The organism is Cellulomonas sp. GTC20042 (genome assembly GCF_055389595.1).
Window position 1 is genome coordinate 1,142,553 of the sequence record NZ_AP043678.1, and the last position, 21,279, is coordinate 1,163,831.

Annotated in this window: 14 protein-coding genes; 7 read left to right on the forward strand and 7 right to left on the reverse strand. The window is 75.2% G+C overall.

Features of this window, described 5'->3' with window-relative positions; genetic code table 11:
- Nucleotides 1–155: 155 nt before the first annotated feature.
- Nucleotides 156–1,217, reverse strand: a complete 1,062-nt coding sequence (locus ACZ5HG_RS05350; RefSeq protein ID WP_464180873.1) for a hypothetical protein — start codon at nucleotides 1,215–1,217, stop codon at nucleotides 156–158.
- 177 nt (nucleotides 1,218–1,394) lie between these two features.
- Here ACZ5HG_RS05350 and ACZ5HG_RS05355 point away from each other — a divergent pair, with 177 nt between their 5' ends.
- Nucleotides 1,395–3,887, forward strand: coding sequence for a SpoIID/LytB domain-containing protein (locus tag ACZ5HG_RS05355; RefSeq protein ID WP_464180875.1), 2,493 nt, complete (start codon nucleotides 1,395–1,397; stop codon nucleotides 3,885–3,887).
- 32 nt (nucleotides 3,888–3,919) lie between these two features.
- Here the strand turns inward: ACZ5HG_RS05355 and ACZ5HG_RS05360 are convergent, their stop codons facing one another.
- The 5 genes from ACZ5HG_RS05360 to rfbA form a co-directional block, all read right to left on the reverse strand.
- Complete coding sequence (locus tag ACZ5HG_RS05360; RefSeq protein ID WP_464180876.1) at nucleotides 3,920–4,336, reverse strand: DUF2304 domain-containing protein; 417 nt, start codon at nucleotides 4,334–4,336, stop codon at nucleotides 3,920–3,922.
- Nucleotides 4,333–5,073, reverse strand: coding sequence for a glycosyltransferase family 2 protein (locus tag ACZ5HG_RS05365; protein WP_464180877.1), 741 nt, complete (start codon nucleotides 5,071–5,073; stop codon nucleotides 4,333–4,335). Before ACZ5HG_RS05365 ends, ACZ5HG_RS05360 begins: the two co-directional genes overlap by 4 nt.
- 55 nt (nucleotides 5,074–5,128) lie before the next feature.
- Nucleotides 5,129–6,556: a hypothetical protein gene (locus ACZ5HG_RS05370; protein ID WP_464180878.1), complete on the reverse strand. Its 1,428-nt coding sequence runs from the start codon at nucleotides 6,554–6,556 to the stop codon at nucleotides 5,129–5,131.
- A 111-nt stretch (nucleotides 6,557–6,667) separates the two neighbouring features.
- Nucleotides 6,668–9,451 carry an N-acetylmuramoyl-L-alanine amidase gene (locus ACZ5HG_RS05375; RefSeq protein WP_464180879.1) on the reverse strand — a complete coding sequence of 928 codons (2,784 nt, stop codon included), beginning with the start codon at nucleotides 9,449–9,451 and terminating at the stop codon, nucleotides 6,668–6,670.
- Nucleotides 9,452–9,581: 130 nt separating this feature from the next.
- Complete coding sequence (gene rfbA / locus ACZ5HG_RS05380; RefSeq protein WP_464180880.1) at nucleotides 9,582–10,454, reverse strand: glucose-1-phosphate thymidylyltransferase RfbA; 873 nt, start codon at nucleotides 10,452–10,454, stop codon at nucleotides 9,582–9,584.
- Between the two features lie 138 nt (nucleotides 10,455–10,592).
- Between rfbA and manA the strand changes: the two genes are divergently transcribed.
- From manA to ACZ5HG_RS05400, 4 genes are all read left to right on the forward strand, one after another.
- Nucleotides 10,593–11,795 carry a mannose-6-phosphate isomerase, class I gene (manA, locus tag ACZ5HG_RS05385; protein ID WP_464180881.1) on the forward strand — a complete coding sequence of 401 codons (1,203 nt, stop codon included), beginning with the start codon at nucleotides 10,593–10,595 and terminating at the stop codon, nucleotides 11,793–11,795.
- Nucleotides 11,796–11,900: 105 nt separating this feature from the next.
- The gene (locus ACZ5HG_RS05390) at nucleotides 11,901–12,902 is read left to right on the forward strand and encodes a glycosyltransferase family 2 protein (protein ID WP_464180882.1); all 1,002 of its coding nucleotides are present in this window, start codon (nucleotides 11,901–11,903) and stop codon (nucleotides 12,900–12,902) included.
- Nucleotides 12,903–12,995: 93 nt separating this feature from the next.
- Complete coding sequence (locus tag ACZ5HG_RS05395; RefSeq protein WP_464180883.1) at nucleotides 12,996–13,727, forward strand: class I SAM-dependent methyltransferase; 732 nt, start codon at nucleotides 12,996–12,998, stop codon at nucleotides 13,725–13,727.
- A complete protein-coding gene (locus tag ACZ5HG_RS05400; protein WP_464180885.1) occupies nucleotides 13,724–15,943 on the forward strand; it encodes a hypothetical protein in 2,220 nt (739 codons plus the stop codon). The genes ACZ5HG_RS05395 and ACZ5HG_RS05400 overlap by 4 nt, the downstream gene beginning before the upstream one ends.
- A 37-nt stretch (nucleotides 15,944–15,980) precedes the next feature.
- Here ACZ5HG_RS05400 and ACZ5HG_RS05405 read toward each other — a convergent pair whose 3' ends face one another.
- The gene (locus tag ACZ5HG_RS05405; protein WP_464180886.1) at nucleotides 15,981–16,745 is read right to left on the reverse strand and encodes a TIGR03089 family protein; all 765 of its coding nucleotides are present in this window, start codon (nucleotides 16,743–16,745) and stop codon (nucleotides 15,981–15,983) included.
- A 246-nt stretch (nucleotides 16,746–16,991) separates the two neighbouring features.
- Between ACZ5HG_RS05405 and ACZ5HG_RS05410 the strand changes: the two genes are divergently transcribed.
- Nucleotides 16,992–17,327, forward strand: coding sequence for a WhiB family transcriptional regulator (locus ACZ5HG_RS05410; RefSeq protein ID WP_464182108.1), 336 nt, complete (start codon nucleotides 16,992–16,994; stop codon nucleotides 17,325–17,327).
- Between the two features lie 36 nt (nucleotides 17,328–17,363).
- A complete protein-coding gene (locus tag ACZ5HG_RS05415; protein WP_464180887.1) occupies nucleotides 17,364–21,275 on the forward strand; it encodes a glycosyltransferase in 3,912 nt (1,303 codons plus the stop codon).
- Nucleotides 21,276–21,279: the final 4 nt, after the last annotated feature.

Here is a 21,279-nt window from a genome sequence, read left to right on the forward strand (position 1 = left end):
TGCTCCGGCCCCCGCCGGGTCACACCCGCCGGCGCTGCCGTGCGGAGACCGGTCCGACCGGCCGCCCGGAGCATAACCGCGCAGCGGATCGCTCCGAGGGCAGACCGCGCCGTGGTCCGACGATCGGGCGACCGGCCGGTGCAGAGTGCCGTGCGTCAGACCTGGACCCGGACGCAGCCGAGCTGTGTGCTCGACCCCGGGCCGATGTTCACCGCGTACACGCAGACGGTTCGGGTGCCCGGCCTGACCGTCGGACGCAGGTCGAACCCCCGGTAGGGGCCCCACGCACGGAAGAAGGGTGACGGCTCGGTGCGCAGGATGTCGGACCGGGCCATCCCGGCGTACCGCCCGTCGACGTACACCTGCACGATCACCGGGTCGGGCACGTCCTGGTCCATGGCCCACCCGGTGACCACCACCGTGGTGCCGGCGGCCCGGACCGAGTCGATGTGCCCGATGGGGTCGCGGCCGCTGGGCGCCATGGTCCGGCAGCCGAGCGCGGTGCTCGACCCGGGGCCGACGTTGACCGCGTAGATGCACACGGTGTGCGTCCCGCTCTCCATCCGGCCGTTGAGCGTGTACCCGTGCTGCGTGCCCGCCGCGCCGAGCACCGCGAGGTCGGGCCGGTTCTCCGCCGCGCTCGCCATCGCCGCGAACCGGCCGTCGACGAACATCTGCACGATGAGCGGCGTCGTCTGCTCGTCCGGGTCGACCGCCCACCCCGAGGCGGTGACGGTCCCGTCCGTGTGCACGGTGATCGAGTCCAGCTGCCCGAACGGGTCGGAGGACGGCACGACGACGTCGCGGCAGCCCAGAGTCGTGCTGGCGCCGGGTCCGACGTTCGCCGCGTAGACGCAGACACGGTGCCGGCCCGGTGCGGCGGCCGCGTCCAGCTGGTACCCGCTGGTCGGACCGACCTCCGGGTGGACGCCGGGGACGTCCGGCCGGGCGATCGAGGTCAGGCCCATCGCCTTGTACACCCCGTCGACGTAGAGCTGCACGATGACCGAGCCGTCCGGGTCGAACGCCCAGCCCGTGACCCGCACCTGGCCCGTGCCGCCCTGGACGCCGTCCAGCGCGCCGAACGGGCTGCCCGGCGGATCGGTCGCGGCCCGGACCGAGGTCGAGGCGACCTCCGTCCGCGGTGCCTCGGCCGTGGCGGCTGGTGCACCGCCCAGCAGGAGTGCTCCTGCCGTCACGAGGGTGGTCGCTCTCACCCGCAGTCGTCTGGTCATGACAGAGCCCCCTTGCTCCGCTGCCGCCGACGGCCGCGTCATTGCGGCCTGGCCGCGAGCATACCGATCGCGGGGCGCCCGGCGAGCCGGTCCTCCGTCGAACGCTGCGCCGGATACCGTGCGGCGGACGCGGGGGCGCACCAGCAGTCGGACGAGGGGATGGACGTGCAGGATCGAGGTCGACGCCGGCTGACCGCGGCGCTGGCAGCAGTGATCACCGCCTTCACGGGACTGGTCCTGGCACCGCCCGCGGGTGCGGCCGACGTGCTGGACATCCCCGCGAGCAGCTCGTGGACCGTGGCCGGTCGCGGCTGGGGCCACGGGATCGGCATGTCGCAGTGGGGTGCCCAGGGTGCGGCCCTCCAGGGCGTGAGCACCGCGGCGATCCTCGACTTCTACTACCCGGGCACCACCGACTTCGACATCGGTCAGGACTACCCGCTGCGGGTCCGGCTGCTCAGCCTGGCCGGCGCGTCCGCCCGGATCGCGCCGTCCAGCGGCTCCCTGGTGCTCACCGACCTGTCGACCGGCGCGGCCACGACGCTCGCCGCGGGCGGGCAGGTCGTCGTCACGCGGTCCGGCGGGCTGTTCCAGGCCACCGTCGGGGGAGCGGCGGTGCAGATCGCCGGATCGTCGGCGTTCGCGGGTCCGATGCAGGTGTCCGGTGCCCAGGCGAGCGAGATCTGGGCGCTCGACTCCTCAGGCGCCGGGCGGCTCTACTCCGGCTCGGTCCGGCTGAACGCGACCGGCACCGCCGCCCTCGAGGTGGTCAACCACGTGCCGATGGAGCAGTACCTGCGTGGCGTCGTCCCCCAGGAGGTCTCGTCCTCCTGGGACCCGGCGGCGCTGCGCGCGCAGGCGATCGCCGCCCGCTCGTACGCCCTCGCGGTCCGCTCGACGACCGGGACCGCCGACCTGTGCGACACCACCGCGTGCCAGGTCTACGGTGGGCTCGCGTCCCGGACGTCCGGCGGCACCGTCACCACCGTCACCCGGGCCACCACCGACACCGCGATCAGCGCGACCGCCCGGATCGCCCGCTACTACGGCGGGGGGCCCGCGTTCACGCAGTTCTCGTCCACGAACGGCGGCTACACCAAGGCCGGCAGCCGGCCGTACCTGGTCGCCAAGGCCGACCCCTACACGGGCACGGCACCGGGTGACACCCGGACCCGGTGGACGGACACGCTCACCGTCGCCCGCGTCCAGCAGTCCTGCCCCTCGGGCGGCACGTTGCAGCGCATGGTGCTCAACCGGGACGGCAACGGCGACCTCGGCGGCCGGATCACCTCGGCGGAGCTCCAGTGCTCGACCGGCACGGTCACCGTCGCGACCCCGGCGTTCGGGCTGCTGTCGAGCTGGTGGATCCCGACGTCGGTCAACCAGCCCTTCGGCAACTTCGAGGTGGCCGAGACCGCCTCCGGCGGCGTCCGCGTCAAGGGCTGGGCGATCGACCCGGACACCGGTGCGTCCATCGACGTCCGTGTGAACGTGGGCGGGACGGTCACCACCGTCCAGGCGAGCACCACCCGCAACGACGTGGCGGCGGTCTACCCCAGCGCCGGGGCGGCGCACGGGTTCGACGCGGTGGTCCCGGGGTCGGGCAGCACCGCCTGCGTCACGCTGGTGAACGTCGGCGTCGGCTCGGACACCGAGCTCGGCTGCCGGACGATCACCGTCTCGACCGTGGGCACACCACCGTTCGGCTCCTTCGACTCGGCGTCGGCGGCCCCGGGCGCCGGGGAGGCGGGGCCGGTCGTGACCGTGTCCGGGTGGACGGCCGACAGCGACGCGCCGCAGACCTCGCTGGGTGTCCGGGTGACCGTGGACGGCACCGTGGTGGCGTCAGCGACGGCCGACGGGGCTCGCTCCGACGTCGCGGCGGCGCTGCCCGGGTTCGGGTCCGCGCACGGCTATGCCGTCTCGTTCACCGCGGCACCGGGTGCCCGGCAGGTGTGCGTCCTCGCGGTCGACACGCCCTCGGGCAGCACGACGTCGCTCGGGTGCCGTTCCGTCACCGTCCCCGGCGGGTCGCCGACCGGCAACTGGGAGGTCGGCGAGGGCGTGCCGGGCGGCATCAAGGTCGCCGGCTGGGCGATCGACCCCGACACGACCGCGTCGGGCTACGTGTGGGTCGACGTGGACGGCAGCGGAGGACCGGTGCGCGCCGCCGGCACCCGTTCCGACGTCGGCCGCGTCTACCCGGCGTACGGCAACGCGCACGGCTTCTCGACCACCGTCGCCGCCGCCGCGGGCACGCACACGGTCTGCGTGACCGGCGTGAACGTCGCCCACGGCTCGAACACCTCCTTCGGCTGCCGCACGGTGACGGTCCCCGGAGGCTCGCCCTTCGGCAACTGGGAGGTCGCGCAGGGCGTGCAGGGCGGTGTGCGGATCACCGGCTGGGCCATCGATCCCGACACCACGACCTCGCCCTACGTCTGGGTCGAGGTGGACGGCGTCGGGCACTACCTGCGGGCCTCCACGAGCCGGAGCGACGTCGGGAACGCCTACCCGGCGTACGGCAGCTCCTTCGGGTTCACCGAGGTCGCCGTCGCCGGCCGGGGCACGCACCAGGTGTGCGTGACCATCTCCAACACGGGGGCTGGGGGGAACACCTCGCTCGGCTGCCGCCAGGTCGCGGTCCCCTAGGTGTCGGCTCGTGCGCGTCCGGTGCGCACCGGTCAGCGCCCGGTGGCCGGATCCTCGGGCACGGTGCCGGGCACCTCGGGGGAGGGCGCGTCGTCTCGGGCGACGAGGGCCGCTTCCAGCACGTCGACCCGGCGGGCCAGCAGCGCGTGCTCCTCGGCGAGCGTGCGGGTCTCCTCCTCCAGGCCGGACAGCTCCGTGCTGAGCTGCACGCACACGAACAGCAGCACGACCAGCGAGGTCGCGAACAGCAGATTGGACGGGGTGTCGACGCCGACGAACCCGGCGAGCGTGACGACCAGGCTGGGGAACGCGCCGAGCACCACGATCGCCAGGGAGAGGACGATCCAGATCGCCGCGTACTTCTCCCGCAGGCGACGTGACCGCAACAGCCAGAGGATGAAGACCAGCGTGACGGCAGACAGGCCGAGCGCGAAGCCGTAGCCGCTCATCGGACCGCCTCCCCGGGGACCGGAGTGCCGGGACGAGTCAGCGCCACGGCCAGCGCCAGCCCGGCACGCATGAGGAAGATGGCTGCTCGCAGCGGGCTGTGCGAGGGCTCGCCGCCCGCCCGCGGGCGCATGGACACGCCCACCTGCCGCACGCTGAGGCCCGCGCGATGCGCGATCACGAGCGACTCGATGGTGTCCCCCAGGTACTCGGCCGGGTAGTTGCTCGCGAACAGGCGCACGGCGCGCGGCCCGCAGAGCTTGAACCCCGAGGTGGTGTCGGTCAGGCGGGTGCCGGTCAGCCGGGAGAGCACGGCCGACAGCCCCTTCATGGCCCATCGGCGTGGCCCCCGTGCCTGGTAGGTGCCGGTGCCCGCGAACCGTGCGCCGATGACGATGTCCGCCTGCTCGCGATCCATCGCCTCGAGCAGGTCTGTGATGTTGCGCGGGTCGTGCTGCCCGTCGGCGTCGAGCTGGATCACCGCCCGGTGACCCGCCCGCAGGGCGTAGGAGTAGCCCGCGCGCATCGCGCCACCGACACCGAGGTTGATCGGGAGGTCGAGGACCGCCACCCCGGCCGCTCGTGCGACCTGCGAGGTCCGGTCGGTCGACCCGTCATTGACGACGAGGACGTCGGCCTCCGGGACGCTGGAGCGCAGCTCGGCGAGGACACCGGGAAGTGCCTCTTGCTCGTTCCAGGCCGGCAGGACGACCAGCACGCGGTCGAGAGGAGCAGACACGCGGAACACTGTAGTCGACCGTCGATCACCCGCGTCGCCGCCGGGACCCTCCTGGTCAGACGAGCCGCAGCACCGAGAACAGCAGCGCGGCGACGGCCAGGCCTCCGGCGGCGACGGTCGCCGGTCGCGTCTTCAGACCGGTCGCGGTGAGCACGGCCATCGCGGGGACCAGCGCGTAGCCGTACCGGGCGGGCGGCGGCACGTACAGCGCCTGGGCGTAGAACGTCAGCAGGATGAAGAAGGTCGCGCCGAAGAGCCCGGTCAGGAGCAAGGACCAGGCGAGCACCCGCTCACGGAGGTTCCGCCAGCCGATCACGGCCGCGGAGAGGAACCCGGCTGCGACCACGAGCTGGGCCAGACGCTGGAGCACGTCGGTGAACTCGGGACGTCCGACGACGGTCCACGGGCTCGACAGCGGGGTCAGCCACTGGCCGAAGTAGCTGACGAGGCCGCTCAGGCTCAGCTCGTCGGCGTGGAACTGCTGGTTCATCGGGATCAGGTCGAGGTCGCCGTGCGTGAGCGCCGTCTGCGTGAGCTGCCAGCCGACCGCGACGACCAGTGTGGTCACCGCGAGGGTCGCTCCGCCGATGAGCCAGTCCACCAGCCGGGGCTCGCGCACCGGACGTGCGTCGCGGTCGTCGTGCGCCGTGCGGGCCGCGACGAGCTCGGCCTGCGCGGGGAACCAGCGCTGCACCACGAGCCGGATGAGCATCGCGACGCCGACCGCGAGGAGGATCGTGATGTTGCTCATCTTGATCGCGAGAGAGGCCGCGGTCACCAGCGCGAGCACCGGCCAGCGCCGGGTGGGGCGCTCTTCCCACCACAACGCGGCGAGGAGCGCACCGGCACCGACCGCGAAGGTCGCGGCGTCCGGCGTGATCGTCGAGCTCGGGTACACGATGGCCGGGGTGCACGCGAGGATCGCGAGGACCGACGCGGCCGCCCAGCGCCCGGCGCCGAGCCGTCGTGCGGCCGCGTAGGCGAGCAGCAGACCGCCGGCGAGCCAGAGACCGCCGACCAGGCGCCCCGCGGTGACCAGGCTGTCGAGCCCGGCGACCGCCTTCAGCGGGGCGGCGACCAGGTGGGTGATCGAGTAGTACAAGGGCGTGTTCGCCGAGGCGGTGTTGTAGCCGGCCTCCTGGAAGTCATCGGGGTCGTAGTCGCCGCCGACCTCGCACGCGGGAAGGACGAAGCCGGGGTAGTCGAGCCCGCGGCACGCCTCCTCCTGCATCGCCTCGTCGCCGAACTGGTCACCGGGGCGGACGATCTGCGGGCTCTTGTACAGGTAGTCGATGTGCTGGAGCTCGTCGATCGGCCCTACGAGCGTGTACGTGCGCACGTGCAGACCCACCGACACGAAGGCGACGAGCACGACCAGCAGGGGCGGGAGCAGGCGGCGCAGGAGCGTGCGGGCACGACCAGGTGCGTCCGCACCCTCCTGCGCCGTGCTGGCGGCGGCGATGGGCTCGGCGGTGTGGCTCACGGTGTCCCTGTCCTCGTCGTGCTGCTGACGCTGCGCCCCGGCGTCGTGGTGCCAGGGCCGTGGTCACCCTAGTCGGTGCGGCGGCCGGCACCTGCCACCCGGCGGACCGGGTCAGGGCATGGTGACGGTGCGGCAGGACAGGGCGGGGTTGTCGCCGGCGGGGGTGTTGATGGCGTAGACGCACAGCCGGTGGTTGCCGGCCGGGATCCGGACGGTGACCTGGAAGCCGTGGTTGGTGGTGGGGGAGATCGAGGCGAGGTCGGGTCGGTCCCGGTTGGCGGTGGTGGCGGTGCCGCCGGTGTCGACGTAGACGTGCACGGCGATCGGTTGGGTGGTGTCACGGTCCAGCGCCCATCCGGACACCGTCGCCGTCCGGGCCGTCGTGTCGATCCGCACCGAGTCGACCTGCCCGATCGGGGGCGTCGCCGGCATGGTCACCGTGCGGCAGCCGAGGGAGGGGTTGTCGCCGGCGGGGGTGTTGATGGCGTAGACGCACAGCCGGTGGGCGCCGGCCGGGATCCGGACGGTGACCTCGAACCCGTGGTTGGTGGTGGGGGAGATCGAGGCGAGGTCGGGTCGGTCCCGGTTGGCGGTGGTGGCGGTGCCGCCGGTGTCGACGTAGACGTGCACGGCGATCGGTTGGGTGGTGTCACGGTCCAGCGCCCAGCCCGACACCGTCGCCGTCCCCGCGCCGGTATCGAGGCGTACGGAATCGACCTGGCCGATCGGGGGCGTCGCCTGCATGGTGACGGTGCGGCAGGACAGGGCGGGGTTGTCGCCGGCGGGGGTGTTGATGGCGTAGACGCACAACCGGTGGTTGCCGGCGGGGACCCGGACGGTGACCTGGAAGCCGTGGTTGGTGGTGGGGGAGATCGAGGCGAGGTCGGGTCGGTCCCGGTTGGCGGTGGTGGCGGTGCCGCCGGTGTCGACGTAGACGTGCACGGCGATCGGTTGGGTGGTGTCGCGGTCCAGCGCCCAGCCCGACACCGTCGCCGTCCCGGTCGACTGGTCGAGCGTCACGGAGTCGACCTGTCCGATCGGTGGCGTGTTGGTGACCGTGACGTAGCGGCACCCCAGGATGCGGTCCGAGCCCTCGCCGACGTTCACCGCGCGCACGCAGACGACGTGGGTGCCACCGGCGGCGGGCGCCGTGACCGCGTATCCGTGCCGAGGACCGTACGCCGGGAACAGGCGCCCGATGTCGGGGCGGTCTCCATCGGCGACGGCCTGCGTGTTCACACCGTCCACCGAGACGCTCACGGTGATCGGGGCGCTGAGGTCGGGGTCGATCAACCACCCGGACACGGTGATCGATCCGGCGGTGGTGGTGGTGGAGTCCCAACCGCCGTAGGGCGTGGCCGCGCTCGCGACGTCGGTGAGCGCGGCGACCCGGGCGCGGATCGCGCCGAGCTGGTCGTACAGGCGCTGGCCCGGGCAGGAGGTGTACTGGACGTCGCGGTGGGCGAAGATCGTCGGGAAGGTGACGACCGTGCCCGCCGGGAACTTGGTCGCGCCGCCGCCCGAGACCATCGACACCGTCCCCGAGCCCATGATGCGGTGCATGGCGAACTTCCACGCGACGAGCTGGGAGATGGCCTCGGTCATCGCGGGGGTCGGGCTAACGGTGTCGTAGGTGCCGATCGCCGCGACGCCGAACGTCCGCGAGTTGAAGCCTCCGGTGTGCACGCCGACGACGGGCACGTCCACGCCGCCCGCTCGCCCCTCGAACACGCGCCCGAACTGGTCGACGAGGAAGTTGTAGCCGATGTCGCACCAGCCGCGGCCGCCGGCCGCCTCGGGACGGGTGTGGTAGGCGAGGAAGCCGCGCAGCAGCCCGGGCACGTCAGCCGCGGAGTACGCCGTCGTCGACGCGGTGTGGTGGATGGCCGCCGCGACGACCTCGGTGGACAGGTCGGGGCGGCAGGTGCGCATCGACTCGTCCGCACCCCACTGCGCGCGGGTGATGATCGCCGGCGCGGCGGGCGCAGCCGCCGTGAGGACGCTGCCGGCGGAGGTCGCGAGCGCCGTGCTCACCGTCGCCTCGCCGCTCGAGGACACGCCACGCGCCGCCGACGCGGGGTCGGCATCCGTGGTGCGCGTCCCGGGGTCGATCAGCACGGCCTTCAGACCGGTCACCGTCGTCGACTCCGAGTCCGCCCAGATCTGCAGCCCGTCTGCGTGCAGCGCGACGACGGGGTCGGTCGCTCGCCGCTCGCCCGACCCGCTCTCCGGAGAGGTGGAGTCCGGGGCGATGTCGGAGACCCCGACCGCCTCCCACTCGGACCAGGTCCCGGCCTGCCGCACGCGGTAGCGGATGACAGTGTCGTCCTCGACGCCGGCCGGGGTGGCGGCCTCCCAGCTCACGCCGAGCACCGAGAAGTCGGCCGTGTCGAGCTCGGCGGTGAGGACGTCGGCCGTCGGCTCTGCTGACTCGTCCTGCGGGCCCTCGACGCTCGGCGTCGGGGTCGACGTCCCCGTCGGCGTCGGGGTGGGCGTGCTCGGCGCCAGTGTCGCCGAGGGCTCCGGCGACGGCGCGGGCGACGGGTCGGTGCCGGTCGCCCGCGCCGCGGGCGCACCCACGGTGCGGGACACGGTGGCGATCGACGCACCGGCGTCCAACGCCGAGGTGCCCTCGACGACGGGAGCGTCCTCCACCGCGCCGGTGATCGACTCCGCCGGCTCCGGCGGCGAGTCGGGCAGGTCGGCCACCGCCGCTGCGGAGACCCCGCTGAGGTCGAGCTCGACCGTGGACAGCGGCGAGTCGCCGGCCGCCGCGGGCAGCTCCGCACCGGCCGTGGTGCGGGCCTGCGTCGTGGCGGCGGTGCTCGGTGGAGCACCGAGAACTAACACCGCTCCGGTCGTCACCACCGCGGCCAGTGCTGCAAACCTGGACATCCGAGCCCCTCCGTCGCGAGGGGCTAGGGAAGCACGTCCTGCGCTCCGGCGCAGCGGGACACTCCGAAGGCCGGCCGGACCGGGGCGCCGTCGCCGTCTCGAGGACGGTGCCGCGCCCCGGTCCGAGCGGTCAGCGGTCGCCGGACTCGAGCAGCCCCAGCAGGTACGCGCCGTACCCGGACTTCACCAGGCCCTCGGCCCGGACCCGCAGCTCGTCGTCGCTGAGGAACCCGCGACGCCAGGCGACCTCCTCCGGGGAGCCGATCTTCATGCCCTGGCGGCTCTCGATCGTCCGGACGAAGTCCGAGGCCTCGAGCAGCGAGTCGAAGGTGCCGGTGTCGAGCCACGCGGTGCCGCGGGGGAGCACCTCGACCTGCAGGCGGCCCTGCTCGAGGTACTTGCGGTTGACGTCGGTGATCTCGTACTCGCCGCGGGCGGAGGGCTCGAGGTCCCGGGCGATGGCGACGACGTCGTTGTCGTAGAAGTACAGGCCGGGCACCGCGTAGGACGACTTCGGCTGCGCCGGCTTCTCCTCCAGCGACAGGGCACGGCCCTCGGCGTCGAACTCCACGACCCCGTAGGCGGTCGGGTCGGCGACCCGGTAGGCGAACACCGCGGCGCCGTCGATCTGCTCGAAACGCTGGAGCTGGGAGCCCAGACGGGGTCCGTAGAAGATGTTGTCGCCGAGCACCAGCGCCGCGGAGTCGTTGCCGACGAAGTCCGCGCCGAGCACGAAGGCCTGGGCCAGTCCGTTCGGCTCCGCCTGCACGGTGTAGGAGATCGAGATGCCGAACTGCGAGCCGTCGCCCAGAAGGCGGTGGAACTGCTCGGCGTCGTGCGGGGTGGTGATGACGAGGACGTCCTTGATCCCCGCCAGCATCAGCGTCGTGAGCGGGTAGTAGATCATCGGCTTGTCGTAGACCGGGACGAGCTGCTTGCTCACGCCGAGGGTGATCGGGTGGAGCCGGGTGCCGGAGCCGCCGGCGAGGATGATTCCGCGCATGGGCAGACATTCTGCCCCACCGGGGCTCGTCGCCGTGGGCGACCGGGGGATCGCGGGTGCACCGGTGCCGTGGTCGGTATCGTGGCCGGACCGCCGCGGGCGCCGCTCCGGGCCCGGCGCGCTCCACGAGGGGGGACGATGTTCGCGATCTCGACCGCGCTCCAGGACTACGCCTGGGGCTCGCCGACGGCGATCCCGCTCGCGCTCGGCCTCGACCCCGACGGGTCGCCGGTGGCGGAGGCATGGTTCGGCGCGCACGACGCGGCCCCGTCCCGGGCGCGGGTCCGCGGTGCCGAGGGAGACCAGCCGCTGGGCGCGGTGCTGGCGGCGGAGCCCGAGGCGATGCTCGGGCAGGACCTGGTGGCCCGGTTCGGCCCCTCGCTGCCGTACCTGCTGAAGCTGATCGCCGCAGACGGCCCGCTGTCGTTGCAGGTGCACCCGCACGTCGCCGCGGCCCGCGAGGGCTACGCGCGGGAGGACGCCGCCGGGGTGCCGCTGAGCGCCCCGCACCGCAACTACCGGGACCGGAACCACAAGCCGGAGCTGGTGTACGCGCTGACCCGCTTCGAGGCCCTGTGCGGGTTCCGGGCGCCCCGACGTGCGGCCGAGCTGCTGGAGGACCTGGACGCGCCGCTGGCCAAGGAGCTGCACGACGTCCTGGTGGCCCAGCCGACGGCGGTCGGGATCGAGGCGGCGTTCACCCGGCTGCTGCGGCCGGAGACCCGCCCGGACGCGGCGGCGGTGCAGGGTGTGGTCGACGCCTGCGCCGCGCGCCTGGAGGAGGGCTCGCCCTCGCCGCGCGCGGACCGCACCGTCGTGCGCCTGGCGCAGTCCTACCCCGGCGATCCCGGGATCGTCACCTCGCTGCTGCTCAACCCGGTGACGCTGCACCCCGGGGACGCGCTGTTCGTGCCGGCCGGCGGGGTGCACGCGTACCTCAAGGGCCTCGGCGTGGAGATCATGGCCTCCTCGGACAACGTGCTGCGCGCGGGCCTGACCCCCAAGCACGTGGACGTGGACGAGCTGCTGCGCAACGTCGACTACGTCGCGGCCCCGCCGATCCGGATCGCCCCGGAGCGGTTCCACGGCGCGACCCGGGTGTTCTACGCGCCGGTGGACGACTTCGAGCTGTCGGTGACCGAGCTGATCGACGACGACCCGCACCCGCTGCCGGGCCGAGGGCCGCGCATCCTGCTCTGCCTGGAGGGCTGGATGGAGGTCAGCGCGACCTCGGGCGACAGCCTGAAGCTGGGCCGGGGCCGGGCGGCGTTCGTGCCCGCCTCGGACGGCGCGCTGACCGTGCGCGGCACCGGCCGGCTGGTCCAGGCCGACGTGCCGTGACCGGTCCCGTGCCGACCGCGCCGCCGCGCTGAGCGGGCGCCGATACGCTGGCCGCCGAGCAGAGGAGGCGCCGGTGTCGGTGCGGGTGACGGGTCCGGTGGCCCCGTGGTGAAGGTCGTCGTGCAGGTGCCGTGCCTGGACGAGGAGGAGACGCTGCCCGCGGTGCTCGCGTCGATCCCGCGCGCGATCGACGGCGTGGACGTGATCGAGGTCGTCGTGGTGGACGACGGGTCGACGGACCGCACGGCGCAGGTCGCGCTGGCGCACGGCGCGACGGTGATCCGGCACACCCGCCGGCGCGGGCTCGCGCGCTCGTTCCGGGACGGCGTGGACCACGCGCTGTCACGCGGCGCCGACGTGGTGGTGAACACCGACGGCGACAACCAGTACCCGCAGGAGCGGATCGGCGACCTGGTGCGGCCGATCCTCGAGGGTGTCGCCGACATCGTGATCGCCGACCGGCAGACCGCGACGATCGCGCACTTCTCGCCGTTCAAGAAGGCGATGCAGCGGATCGGCAGCCGGGTGGTGAACGGCGCCGCCGACACGCACCTGCCGGACGCGGCGAGCGGGTTCCGGGCCTACTCGCGGGGCGCGCTGCTGCGGCTGAACGTGGTCACGGACTTCTCGTACGCGATGGAGACGATCATCCAGGCCGGGCACAAGCGGCTGCGGATCGTCTCGGTGCCGGTGGTGACGAACGCCAAGACCCGCGAGTCCCGGCTGTTCCGCAACGTGTTCCACCACATGATCAAGTCCGGCTCCGCGATCGTGCGCTCGTACCTGATGTACAAGCCGCACGTGGTGTTCGCCTGGCTGGCGACGGTGTTCGGGGTGGCGGCGCTGGTGCCGATGGTGCGGTTCCTGGTGCTGTGGCTGGCGCACGGGCACGCGGGCAACGTCCAGTCGCTGATCTTCGGGTCGATCATGGCGGTGGCGGCGCTGCTGTCGGTGGCGCTCGGGGTGATCTCCGACCTGCTGCGCACCAACCGGACGCTGCTGGAGGAGCAGCTGGAGCGGATCAAGACACTGCAGTACGGCGCCCCGGCGGCCTCCGGGGTCCCGCCGGTGCAGGGCGAGGTGCTGGAGCCGGACGACCCCTCCTGAACGGCCACGGGCGCGCCGGGGTGCTGCGGCTACGCTGGCGGCTCGCCCCGGGTCGACTCCGCACCCCGGGTCCGACCTGCGGAAGGACGGCTGGTGCCAGAACCGGGTGAGGTCGCGCGCGCGGCGTACGTGGGGGCGTGGCGGGCGCTGCGCTCCGGCGCCGAGACCACCGGCGTGCTGGACCGGCTGGACCGGCGCGCGCCGAGCAGCCGGGTGGCGGCGCACCTGCGCTCGCTGTTCGCGATCCACGACGTCGACGACCTGGTGCGGTTGGACGCCCCGTGGTGGACCTACGGCGCGACCGCCGAGGTCGAGGCGCACCTGGCGGCGCTGGACGGGCGTGCGCGGGTGTTCGAGTACGGCGCCGGGGCGTCGTCGGTGTGGTTGGCCCGCCGGGCCGCGCGGGTGCACAGCGTGGAGCACGACCCGGGCTTCGCCGGGGTGATGCGGCGGCTGGTCGACGAGCACGACCTCGGCGACCGGCTGACGCTGCTGGAGGTGCCGCCGACGGTCTCCGCGGAGCCTCGCGTGCCCTCCACCCGGCGCGGGGAGCAGGGCCGCGACTACGCCGGGTACGTGGCGGCGATCGACGCGGTGCCCGGCGACCTGGACCTGGTGGTGGTGGACGGGCGCGCCCGGATGGCCTGCCTGGAGGCGGCGGCGCGCCGGCTCGCCCCGGGCGGGATCGTGCTGGTGGACGACTCGCAGCGACCCCGGTACGCCGCCGGTCTGGCGTCCTGCGGGCTGGCGGTGCGCCGGCACCGCGGCTGGGTGCCGTCGCTGCCCTACCCGCGCGAGACGGCGGTGCTGCGAGGGCGGCGATGAGCGCCGACCGGGTGGCGCACGGGTCGGCGGGCCGGTGGTCGCCGGTCGGGGACGTCGCGGTGCCTCGTGCGGCGGGCGCGGGGCGCGCGGCCTCCCGACGGCCGGTCGACCGGGTGCTCGACGGTCTGCTCGCCCTGCCGGACCGGCTGCCGGTGGTCGTGCTGTGCCTCGGCGTCGCCGGGGTGCTCGCGGTGCTGGCCGACCAGTTCCGCCCTGTCGTGGTGCTGCCGCTGGCGCTGCTCGGCGTGGTCGCCACCTGGCGGCTGGTGCCTCCCGCCCCGCCGCGCACGGCCGCGCACCTCGGGGCGCTCGCGGCCGTGCTGGTGCTGTGCGCGGGATGGCTGGTGGTCTCGCTGCGGTACGTCTCGGCGTACGTGGTGGTCAACCGGGACCCCGGGTTCCTCACGCTGCGCGGGCTGTGGCTGAGCGGGCACCCGACCGGGACGATCCCGGTGGGCTCGGCGGAGGCGGTGGGTGCGGCGGTGCCGGCGGTGAGCGCGGGCACGGAGGCGTTCTGGTTGCAGGACGGCGCGCTGCACGTGCAGGGCAACGCGATGCTGCCGACGCTGCTCGGGATGCAGGGCTGGGTCGGCGGGGAGCGGGCGGTGCTCGCGGGCAACCTGCTGATCGGCGTGGTCGCGCTGCTCGCGGTGTTCGCCGCGGCGCGGGCCTTCGCGGGGCCGCTGTGGGCGCTGGTGCCGGTGACGGCGCTCGCGCTGTCGCTGCCCTTCCTCACGGTGACCCGGGCGGCGTACACCGAACCGCTGACGGTGGTCTTCCTGTGCGGCGGGCTGGCGCTGCTGCGCAGGGCGTGGCACGGCGCCGGTGCGGGACGGCACCTGATGATCGGGCTGCTGACCGGGGCGGTCGCGGCGGCCCGGATCGACGGGGCGGTGGTGGTGGTCGGGCTGGCCGTCGGCTACGCGCTGGTCGCGGCGAGCCCGCTGGGCCGGGCGGACCGCCGGACCGCGGTGCGGCGCGCGCTGGCGGCGATCGGCGGCGCGGTCCCGATGCTGGTGCTCGGCATGGTGGACGTGCTGCGGCTCAGCCCGGAGTACGTCCGGGTGCACGACTCCCAGCTGACCCAGCTGCTCACGGCGACGGCGGCGGTGGTGCTGCTCGCCGTGCTGGTGGTGCTGGCCCCGGCCGGGCTGCTCGGGTGGCTGCGCCGGTGGGTGCACGCCCGACGGCGGGCGCTCGGTGCGGCCGCGGCGGTGACCGTGCTGCTGGTGGCGGCGGTGCTGATCAGCCGGCCGCTGTGGTGGCAGGGGCACCACACCGAGGCGGACACCGGCTTCGGCTACGCGGTGCAGGTGCTCCAGCAGGCGGCGGGGCTGCCGCTGGACGCCACCCGCTCCTACGACGAGCAGACGGTCACCTGGGTGTCCTGGTACCTGGGCTGGCTCGCCGTGCTGCTCGGCTTCGCCGGGCTGGCGGTGCTGGCGCGGCGGGCGGTGGCGGGGCGCGACCCGGCGCGCACGGTGCTGGTCGCCGTGGTCGCGGTGGCGGCGGTGTTCCCCCTGGTGCGGGTGAGCATCACGCCGGACCAGATCTGGGCGGTGCGCCGGCTGGTGCCCGCGACGTTCCCCGGGCTGCTGGTGGCGGGGACGTGCGCGCTGGCGGCGCTCGCGGGCCGGTGGCGGACCGGGGACGCGCGGGTGAGGTCGGGCGCGCGCGCCGGGCACGCCGCCGGGGCCGGTCCGGCCGCGCCGCTGCTGCGACCCGTGGTGCGGACCGGGGCAGCGGTGGGGCTCGGCGTCGCGGTGGCGCTCAGCCCGGTCGCCACCTGGGGCTCGGTGGCCGGCGTGGTCGAGCTCAGCGGGCGCGACGTGCAGGCGCACGCGGTCTGCGACGCCCTGTCCGACGCGGGGGTGGATCGGGTGGTCTGGGTGCACAGCAGCCCGTTCCGCTACCTGGCGACGCTCCGGGTGATCTGCGACGTCGAGGTGGTCGAGACGCTGACCCCGCCTTCGGTCACCGACCTGGCGGCGGTGCGGGCGGCGTGGGGCGGAGCACCCGTGGCGGTGGCGTCCTTCGACGTGGCGGACCTGCCGTGGACGCAGGCGCCCGCCGGGTCGGTCGGGGGAGTGGTCTCGACCACGCTCGGCCGCACCCTGACCGGCCCGCCGACGACGGTGGACCGCACATGGAGCGAGGTGTGGATCGGGCTGCTGGAGGCCGACGGGACGGTGACGCCGCTCCCTGCGGCGGGGTGACCGTGCGGCCCCCGGGTGCGGCTCAGCAGTGGTCGGTTCAGCGGCGGGCGGTGACCCGCTCGTCGGCGCAGATCCGGTCGGCGCGCGCCGCGACCTGCTCGGGGGTGGCGTCGGGGTCGGGGGCGAGCAGGACCACCGACCCGTCCTCGGCGAGCAGCCCGAGCACGGTCAGCAGCACCTCGCGGGTGGTCGCGCGGTCGGCGTCCACCAGGAGCAGGGTGCGGGCGCCGGGCTCGTGGCCGGTGTCCGCGGAGCGAGCGGCGAGGGCGGCGGAGGCGGTGGCGATCAGGTCGGCGTGCGGGGTCCCGCTGCCGTCGGCGATGAGTGCCGGGGCCGCGGGGTCGACCGGCGGGGCCCAGCCGATCACGTCGCCGTAGGTCATCACGGCCTGCGCGGCGTCGATCGCCCCGGCCGGCAGCACGCCGTCGAACCGGCGGGCGAGCGCGGGCAGCGCCACCGCGATCGTCGCGGCTCCCGGTGCTCCGGTGCCCGGCCGGTCGGTGACGACCACGTCCGCCGCCACCCCGTCGAGGGACACCGTCGCGCCGGTGCGCCAGGTCGCCAGCGCCCACACCACGGTCCGCCAGTGCGGCGGCAGGTCGAGCAGCACGGTGCTCCCCGGCGCGGCGTCCATCTCCTCCACGAGCAGGTTCGTGGTCTTCGACACCCAGTTGTCCAGCACCGCGCCGGACAGCTCGATCCGCTCGCCGTCGGGCCCGTACCAGGTCAGGCGGGGGCGCCCCGGGGCGGTGACCAGGGCGGACAGCACGTCGGCGACGGTGGTGGGGGTGCGGTGGGGCATCGGCCCAGACTAGGTCCCGCACGGTGGCGGACAACCGGACATTTCGCCAGATGTGCCGCCAATAGCACGGGCCCGCTTGACGGATGGGAACGACACGCGTGTAATTCCGTGGAAAGGTCTCCTTGTCACGAGTGCTCTGACCCCGTCACGACGGGGGCGACGCGCGGGACGATCCCGGCGTCCAGAGGCATCGGGTGAGCACGGCCGGACATGACCAGCACGACGATCGAGCGCGGGAGGCACGCCATGTGGAGTCTGCTCGACGACGAGGGACCCTTCCCGAGCGACGCCCGGACCCCTGCCCAGCGACCCGACGCCGGCGCCGCGGTGCTGCCGCTGTTCGGCACGCCGGAGGACGACGGGCTGATGGGGTGGCAGGAGCGCGCGCTGTGCGCCCAGACCGACCCCGAGGCGTTCTTCCCGGAGAAGGGCGGCTCCACCCGTGAGGCCAAGAAGGTCTGCACCGGGTGCGACGTGCGTGCGGAGTGCCTGGAGTACGCCCTGGCCAACGACGAGCGCTTCGGCATCTGGGGCGGCCTGTCCGAGCGTGAGCGCCGCAAGCTCAAGCGGCGTGTGGTCTGACCCCGGGGCCGTCCCGGGGCGCATGATGTCGTGAGGATGCCCGACACCCCGCCCTCCCTCGGGAGCACCCCGGACCCCCGGACGAGCCCGACCGTCGCCGCCGTGGCGGCCGTCGTCGTCTCCCGGGGGCGCACCTCCTTCCTGGAGACGACGCTGCGCGCCCTCGCCGCGCAGACCCGGCTGCCCGCGCGGCTGCTGCTGGTCGACGTCGGCCCCGCCCCGGATCCCGAGGTCACCGCCCTGCTGCGCCAGGCCGGCCTCGACCCGACCCCCGTCGAGGGACCCGCGCTCAGCCGCGGGCGCGCCGTCGTGCGGGTGCTGCACGCCCCGCGCGCCAGGACCTTCGGCGAGGCCGTCCGCACCGCCGTCGCCACCCTGCCGCCCGCCGACGAGCGGACCTGGCTCTGGCTGCTGCACGACGACTCCGCCCCCGAGCCGACCGCGCTCGCCGAGCTGGTCCGCGCGGTCGAGGCCGCCCCCTCGGTGGGCGTCGCCGGCGTCAAGCAGCGCACCTGGACCCGGCCGGCCCGCCTGCTCGAGGTCGGCGTGCGCACCTCGCGCTCCGGGCGTCGGATGACCGACGTCGAGCCGGGCGAGGTGGACCAGGGCCAGCACGACGGCCGGGACGACGTGCTGGGCGTGGGGATCGCCGGGGCGCTGGTGCGCCGGGACGTGTGGGACGCGCTGCGCGGCCCCGACCCGGTGCTCGGCCCCTTCGGCGACGGCTTCGACCTGTCCCGGCGGGCCCGGCTGGCCGGTCACCGCGTGGTCGTGGTGCCGACGGCCGTGGTCCGGCACGCCCAGGCGGCCTACCACGGGCTGCGCGGCGAGGACCTGGGCGACGTCCCCGTGGTCGACCTGGACGCCGACGGCGAGCCCGACGCCGCCGACCCGCGACGCTCCTACGCCGCCCGCCGCACCGCCCTGCTGCACCAGCGGCTGATCTCCGCCCCGCTGCCGCTGCTGCCCTTCGTGGCCGTGATGGCGGTGCTGGCCGGCCTGGTGCGCGTGCTGGTCCGGGTCGCCACCAAGGAGCCGGTGCTGGCCGCCGCCGAGATCGCCGCCCCGTTGCGCGCGCTCGGTCGCCCCGCCGCCGTGCTGCGCGCCCGGGCGCAGGCCCGACGGACCCGGCGCCTGCCGCGCCGCACGCTGCGGCCGTTGCAGGCCGACTGGCGCACGGTGTGGCAGCAGTGGCGCGACCGCCGGCTGACCCGCTCCGAGGCGCGTCGGGTGGTGCGGGCCCCCTCCGAGCTCGAGCTGCGCGAGATGGCGGCGCTCGCCGTCCGGCGGCGTGCCGGGCTGGCCGTCGTGGTGGTGGCGCTGGTCGCCGTCGCCGCGCTGGCCTACGGACGGGTGATCGTGCCGCTGACCGGTGGCGCGAGCCTGGTCGGCGGGGCGCTGCTGCGGGTGCAGACCGGGCTGGGCGACCTCTGGCAGGCCGCCACCGACGGGTGGGTCGCCGGTGGTCTGGGTGACACCGGGCCCGCCGACCCGCTGCTGACCGCGCTGCTGCCCTTCGCCGCCCTCACCGGTGGACGGCTCGACCTGGTGGTCGCGGTGCTGGTGCTCGGCGCGGTGCCGCTGGCCGGGATCGGCGCCTGGTTCGCCGCCGGTGCCGCGACCCGCGCGGTGACCGTGCGGGTGTGGGCCGCGGTGGTGTGGGCGGTGCTGCCGCCGCTGCTGCTCGCCTCCGGGCAGGGCCGGGTCGGCGCGGTGCTGGTGCACGTGACGCTGCCCTGGCTGGTGCTGGCGCTGGCCCGGGCGGTGGGGGCGCAGCGGGTCGACGTGATCGCCTCCGGCGTCTCCACGGCCGCCCGTGCCGGGGACGACCTGCGCGAGCAGCGCGGCGTGGACGAGTGGAGCGACCCCGAGGCGTGGGTGCGCGACGGCGGCGAGCGCGTGGTGCGGGACGAGCGGCGCGGACGCCGGGCGGCCGAGCGTGCCGGAGCGGCGTGGGCCGACGACGCGGACGACGTGGACGGGGACGGCCCGACCGGGTCGGTCGGCGCGAGCGCGGCCGGCGCGAGCGCGGTCGGCACGGGCGCTGCCGGGACGGGCACGACCCCCGCCGCGGACGACGACCTGCCGGAGCACGACCCCGAGACGACGCCGGTGCGGGGCGTGCCCGCCGTGCCGGCCCCCGCACGGCAGTCCGGCTGGCCGGGCGCCACCGTGCCGGTCGCGGCACCGCAGCGCCCGGCGTCGCCGGAGCGCCCGGAGCCGACGGTCCCGTCGGTGCCGACGCTGACCGACGTGCTGCCGGTCACGCCCGCCGCCGAGGAGCCCGTGCCCACCGCACCGGTGCCGACCCGCCCCACGGGCTCGATCGCCGCAGCGGCCGGTGCCTCGCTGGCCTTCGCGCTGGTCGTCGCGGGTGCGCCCGTGCTGCTGGTGCCGGGTCTGGTGGCCCTGCTGGCGGTGGCGGTGTGCGCGCCGCGCCGGCACCGGCTGCGGGTGCTGGTCGCGGCGGTCCCGGCGCTGGTGCTGCTCGGCCCGACGCTGGTCGAGGCGGTCGGGCGCGGCACGGACGGGCTGCGGCTGCTGCTCGCCGATCCCGGGTCCCCGCTGGCGTCGAGCGCGCAGACGCCGCTGGCGCAGCTGCTCGGCGTGCCGACGGACGCCACGACGCTGGTGCCGACCTGGCTGCCCTCCTGGGTGCCGGAGCAGGTCGTCACCTGGTGGCCGGCGGCGACCGGTGCCGTGCTGCTGCTGGTCGCCCTGCTCGCGCTGCTGCGCGGCGCCCCGCAGGCGCGGGCGGTCCGGCTGGGCTGGTTCGTCGCGGCGCTCGGCGTGGCCACCGCAGTCGTCAGCGGCCGGGTGGTCGTCGGCGAGGACGGCGGCGTGCCGGTGGTGGGCTGGGCCGGCGCCGGGGTCTCGCTGGCGACGGCGGGCCTGCTCGCCGCCGCGGTGATCGGCACCCGGGACGTGCAGGCGGTGCTCGGCCGCGCGACCTTCGGCTGGCGTCAGCCGCTGGTGGTGCTGGTGGCGGCGGTCGCGGTCGTGGTCCCGGTGGTGCAGACCGGCACCTGGGCGTGGGAGGCGCGGCGCGGCGACGCCGCGGACCTCAGCGCGCTGGACCGTGCCGTGGTGCCGGCGATCGGCCGGCAGACCCAGCAGTCGCAGGACGCCCCGCGGATCCTCGCGCTGACCGCCGGCGCCGACGGGAGCACCGCCTGGCAGCTGTGGCGCGGGGACGGCCCGCAGCTGGTCGAGGAGGCCGCCGCCGTGCGCACCCGGGCCCTGGTCGGCGACCTGGACGGCGCGACGACGGCGGCGCCGGACGAGGCCACCACCGAGCTGGAGGCTGTGGTCGCGGCGCTGAGCGCCGGGGCGAGCGTCGACCTGGCCCCGGACCTGGCCGCGCTCGGCATCGCGGACGTGCAGGTGCCGCCGACCGCCGCGGACGCCGACGCCGGGCTCGGCCAGGCCCGCACGACGCTGGTCGGCCGGCTGGACGCGACCCCGGGCCTGGAGCGGATCACCGACGGCGAGACCGGCGTGATCTGGCGCGTGCAGCCCGCCGCGCCGACCGACGGCTCCGCGGACGCGACCGATGCCGACACCGGATCGGTGGTGCAGTCCTGGGCGCGCCTGGTGCCCGACGCCACCGCCGCCACGGACGCCGCGGGGCTGACCGGCGAGGCGGTGGCGGTGCCCTCCGAGGGCTTGCGGGTGCACACCGACATCGACGCCGGCGGCACGGACCGGCTGCTGGTGCTGGCCGAGCGCGCCGACAGCGGCTGGCACGCGACCCTGGACGGCCGCCCGCTGCGGGCGGTGACCGACGGCTGGCGGCAGACCTTCGCGGTCGGCCCGGACGCCGGGCACCTGGTCGTGACGTACGAGGCGACGGACCGCACCGCGTGGACGGTGGCGCAGGGGGCCGTCGGCCTGCTCGCGCTGCTGCTCGCGCTGCCGGTGCGCCGACGCCGGGCAGGCAGGAGGTGACGGC

Coding starts and splice junctions, on each gene's coding strand:
- ACZ5HG_RS05360 (WP_464180876.1), bottom strand. CDS start 4,336: ATGAGCGGCTACGGCTTCGCGCTCGGCCTGTCTGCCGTCACGCTGGTC.
- ACZ5HG_RS05410 (WP_464182108.1), top strand. CDS start 16,992: ATGTGGAGTCTGCTCGACGACGAGGGACCCTTCCCGAGCGACGCCCGG.
- ACZ5HG_RS05355 (WP_464180875.1), top strand. CDS start 1,395: ATGGACGTGCAGGATCGAGGTCGACGCCGGCTGACCGCGGCGCTGGCA.
- manA (WP_464180881.1), top strand. CDS start 10,593: ATGTTCGCGATCTCGACCGCGCTCCAGGACTACGCCTGGGGCTCGCCG.
- ACZ5HG_RS05405 (WP_464180886.1), bottom strand. CDS start 16,745: ATGCCCCACCGCACCCCCACCACCGTCGCCGACGTGCTGTCCGCCCTG.
- ACZ5HG_RS05375 (WP_464180879.1), bottom strand. CDS start 9,451: ATGTCCAGGTTTGCAGCACTGGCCGCGGTGGTGACGACCGGAGCGGTG.
- ACZ5HG_RS05415 (WP_464180887.1), top strand. CDS start 17,364: ATGCCCGACACCCCGCCCTCCCTCGGGAGCACCCCGGACCCCCGGACG.
- rfbA (WP_464180880.1), bottom strand. CDS start 10,454: ATGCGCGGAATCATCCTCGCCGGCGGCTCCGGCACCCGGCTCCACCCG.
- ACZ5HG_RS05400 (WP_464180885.1), top strand. CDS start 13,724: ATGAGCGCCGACCGGGTGGCGCACGGGTCGGCGGGCCGGTGGTCGCCG.